We start from the raw sequence: 3,368 nt of genomic DNA on the forward strand, positions 1-3,368 counted from the left end.
AGGGGGGACCCTGTGGGAGAGTAGGACGCCGCCGAACAATTTTTAGAAAAAGCCTCGTTCCCCGAGATTCGTCTCGGGGAACGAGGCTTTTTTGCGTTGTGCCCCGGTGGAATATGGCTCGGTAGGCTCAGGAGATGGGCTACGACCTGATCATTTTCGACAATGACGGCGTCCTCGTGGACAGCGAACCGATCTCGAACCGCATCCTCGCCGGCTATCTGACCGAGCTGGGCCACCCGACCACGTACGAGGAATCGCTGCGCGACTTCATGGGCGGGTCGATGCAGCGCGTACGCGACCTCGTGCGGGAGAAGTCCGGACGGGCACTGCCGGAGGATTTCGAGGACAGTTTCCACGCGCGGGTCTTCGACGCGTTCCGCAGACTGCTTCAGCCGGTGGCCGGGGTGGAGGCCGTCCTGGAGAAACTGGCCGCGGACAGCGTGCCGTACTGCGTCGGATCGTCGGGGAGCCATGAGCGGATCCGGGTGGCGCTGACCAAGACCGGGCTGTACGAGCGGTTCGGCGCGGGGCGGATTTTCTCGTCGCAGGATGTCGGGCGCGGAAAGCCGGCACCGGATCTTTTCCTGCACGCGGCGCGGGAGATGGGCGTCGAGCCCGGCCGGTGCGCGGTGGTCGAGGACAGTCCGCTGGGCGTGCGGGCGGCGCTCGCGGCCGGTATGGACGTGTACGGCTTCACCGCGATGACGCCTGCGGAGAAGCTCACCGAGGCCGGGGCCACCGTGCTCTTCGATGACATGGCCGAGCTGCCGGAGTTGCTGCGGTAGGGGCCGCCTGGAGGCATCAGGCGCCCGCCGTGGGAATTGGTTGAGTGATCCATCTACCCAGCGGTAGCCGGGAGTTCTAGGCTGGCGCGCCATGACGCCCCCTCAGACAGCGGGAGCGCGGCTGCGGCACGGCCGGGTCTCGCTCGCCCTCAGCTTCTTCGCGCAGGGGGCCATCTTCGCCCTGCTCGTGACCCGGATACCGGCGATCCAGGTGCGGTACGGCATCTCGGACGCCCTGCTGCCGGCCTTCCTGGCCGCGGTGCCGGTGCTCGCCGGCGTCGGCAGCGTAGGCACCGAGCACCTGGTGAAGCGGGTCCGGCCGAGCGTCGTCCTGCGCGTGGCCCAGCCCGTGGTGTGCCTGGCGCTGCTGGCCGCCGGCTCGGTCGGCTCGCTGCCGCAGGTGGCGCTGGCGCTGGGCGCGTTCGGACTGTCGGTGGGCGCCCTGGACGCGTCGATGAACATGCTCGGGGTGAGCCTCCAGCGGGCGTACGGGCGCAGCATCATGCTCGGCTTCCACGCCGCGTACAGCCTGGGCGGGATCGTGGGGGCGTCGCTGGCGTGGGCCGGCGCGCACTGGCAGCTGCCGCTGGCGCTGCTGTACGGGCCGGTGGTGGCGGTCCTCGTCCCGGTGGTGCTGGTGATCGGCCGGTGGTTCGTGGACGGCGGTGAACCGGGCCGGGACGGCGGGGCGGGGGACCGGGACGGCGGTGCGGCGCCGGGCGGGACGGGAGCCGGGACCGTATCCGGGGCCGGGGCGCCGGTGGCCATGCGGCTGCTGTTGCCGCTGTGCCTGGTGATGGCGTTCGCGTACATCGGGGACTCGACGGTCTCCAACTGGAGCGCCAAGTACCTCCAGGACGTCCTGGGCAGCTCGGAGCAGCTGTCGACCGTTCCGTACAACGTCTACATGGTGATGATGCTGCTCGGGCGGGCGGTCGGCGACCTGGGGGTGCGGCGCTTCGGCCCGGTGGCGGTGGTGCGGACCGGGACGGTGGTGGCGGCGGCCGGCTTCGCGGTGGTGGCGGCGGCGCCGGGGGCCTGGTCCGGGATGGCCGGTTTCACACTGCTGGGGCTCGGGCTGTGCGTGCTGGTGCCGCAGACCTTCGCCGCCGCCGGGCGGTACGCCGTCGAACGGCACGGTCCCGGAGCGTCGGATCCGACCATCGCGCGACTGAACATCTTCAACTATGTGGGCTTTCTGATCGGTTCTCCGCTGGTCGGTGCGCTGGGGGACGCCTGGAGCTATCGCGGCGCGATGCTCGTACCGATGGCGCTCGTGCTGGTGACACTGGCGTACGCCCGCTCGTTCGGGTCATCCGCGGACCGGTACGGTGACGGCCATGAGCGGCCGCGCACAGCTGATGTGGGACGAGGCAGTAACGGGCTATGACTTCGGTCCGGGGCATCCGATGGACCCCGTACGGCTCGCCCTGACGATGCGTCTGGTGGAGGCGTACGAGCTCCACCGCGGGCCGCTGGAGGTGGTGGCGGCCAGACCGGCCGGCGACTCCACGCTGCGGCTCGTCCACCGGGAGGACTACATCGAGGCGGTCCGGCGGGCCTCCGCCGACCCGGCGGCCGCGGACATCGGGTACGGGCTGGGGACCGAGGACGACCCGGCGTTCCGCGGGATGCACGAGGCGTCGGCGCTGATCGCCGGGCTGTCGGTGGGCGCCGCGGAGGCCGTGTGGCACGGCGAGGCGCCGCACGCGGTGAACTTCACCGGCGGGCTGCACCACGCCATGCCCGGTGGCGCGTCCGGCTTCTGCGTCTACAACGACGCGGCGCTGGCGGTCGCCCGGCTGCTGGAGCTGGGCGCGGAACGGGTCGCGTACGTGGACACCGACGTGCACCACGGGGACGGTGTGCAGGCGGCGTTCTGGGAGGACCCGCGGGTGCTGACGATCTCGCTGCACGAGCATCCGCGGACGCTGTTCCCGCAGACCGGGTGGCCGGAGGAGACCGGCGGCGAGGGCGCGGAGGGCAGCGCGGTGAACGTGGCGCTGCCGGCCGGGACCGGGGACGCGGGGTGGCTGCGGGCGTTCCACGCGGTGGTGCCGGAGCTGCTGGCGGCGTTCCGTCCGCAGGTCCTGGTGACGCAGCACGGTGCGGACACGCATTTCGAGGACCCGCTGGCGCATCTCGCGGTGAGCCTGGACGCGCAGCGGGCGGTGGCCGCGTCGTGCCACGCGCTGGCGCACGAGCACGCGGACGGGCGGTGGATCGCGCTCGGCGGCGGGGGGTACGCGGTGGTGGACGTGGTGCCGCGCAGCTGGACGCATCTGGCGGCGATCGCCGGGCACCGGCCGATCGATCCGGCGTCGCGGGTGCCGGAGGAGTGGCGGCACGAAGTCTTCCGGCGGACGCGGCAGTTGGCGCCGCAGCGGATGACGGACGGGCGGACGCCGGAGTGGCGGGATTTCGCCGACGGCGGCTACGACCCCGCGGACCGGCTCGACCAGGCGGTACTGGCCACCCGCCGGGCGGTGTTCCCGGCGCACGGGCTGCTGCCGTAGGGGGCGGGGGCGGGGCCTTAGGGGGGAGGCGAACGGATCCCGTAGGGGGCGCGAGGCCCCCCTGCGG

The 3,368-nt window shown here is 72.3% G+C and carries 3 protein-coding genes; all 3 read left to right on the forward strand.

From position 1 onward, the window contains the following. Nucleotides 1-134: 134 nt before the first annotated feature. The 3 genes from ADL22_RS12770 to ADL22_RS12780 all read left to right on the forward strand — a co-directional run bounded on the left by ADL22_RS12770 (nt 135) and on the right by ADL22_RS12780 (nt 3,301). Complete coding sequence (locus tag ADL22_RS12770) at nt 135-785, forward strand: HAD family hydrolase (protein WP_066977388.1); 651 nt, start codon at nt 135-137, stop codon at nt 783-785. Between the two features lie 91 nt (nt 786-876). Next, nucleotides 877-2,175, forward strand: coding sequence for an MFS transporter (locus tag ADL22_RS12775; RefSeq protein ID WP_066977391.1), 1,299 nt, complete (start codon nt 877-879; stop codon nt 2,173-2,175). Next, nucleotides 2,126-3,301, forward strand: coding sequence for an acetoin utilization protein AcuC (locus ADL22_RS12780; protein ID WP_079064073.1), 1,176 nt, complete (start codon nt 2,126-2,128; stop codon nt 3,299-3,301). Before ADL22_RS12775 ends, ADL22_RS12780 begins: the two co-directional genes overlap by 50 nt. The last annotated feature ends 67 nt before the right edge of the window (nt 3,302-3,368 follow it).

Origin of the sequence: Streptomyces sp. NRRL F-4489 (genome assembly GCF_001509485.1) — a bacterium.
Classification (GTDB): Bacteria; Actinomycetota; Actinomycetes; order Streptomycetales; family Streptomycetaceae; genus Streptomyces.

Bases quoted from the DNA above. Each gene is read 5' to 3' on its own strand.
- ADL22_RS12770 (WP_066977388.1), top strand. From the start codon at position 135: ATGGGCTACGACCTGATCATTTTCGACAATGACGGCGTCCTCGTGGAC.
- ADL22_RS12775 (WP_066977391.1), top strand. From the start codon at position 877: ATGACGCCCCCTCAGACAGCGGGAGCGCGGCTGCGGCACGGCCGGGTC.
- ADL22_RS12780 (WP_079064073.1), top strand. From the start codon at position 2,126: ATGAGCGGCCGCGCACAGCTGATGTGGGACGAGGCAGTAACGGGCTAT.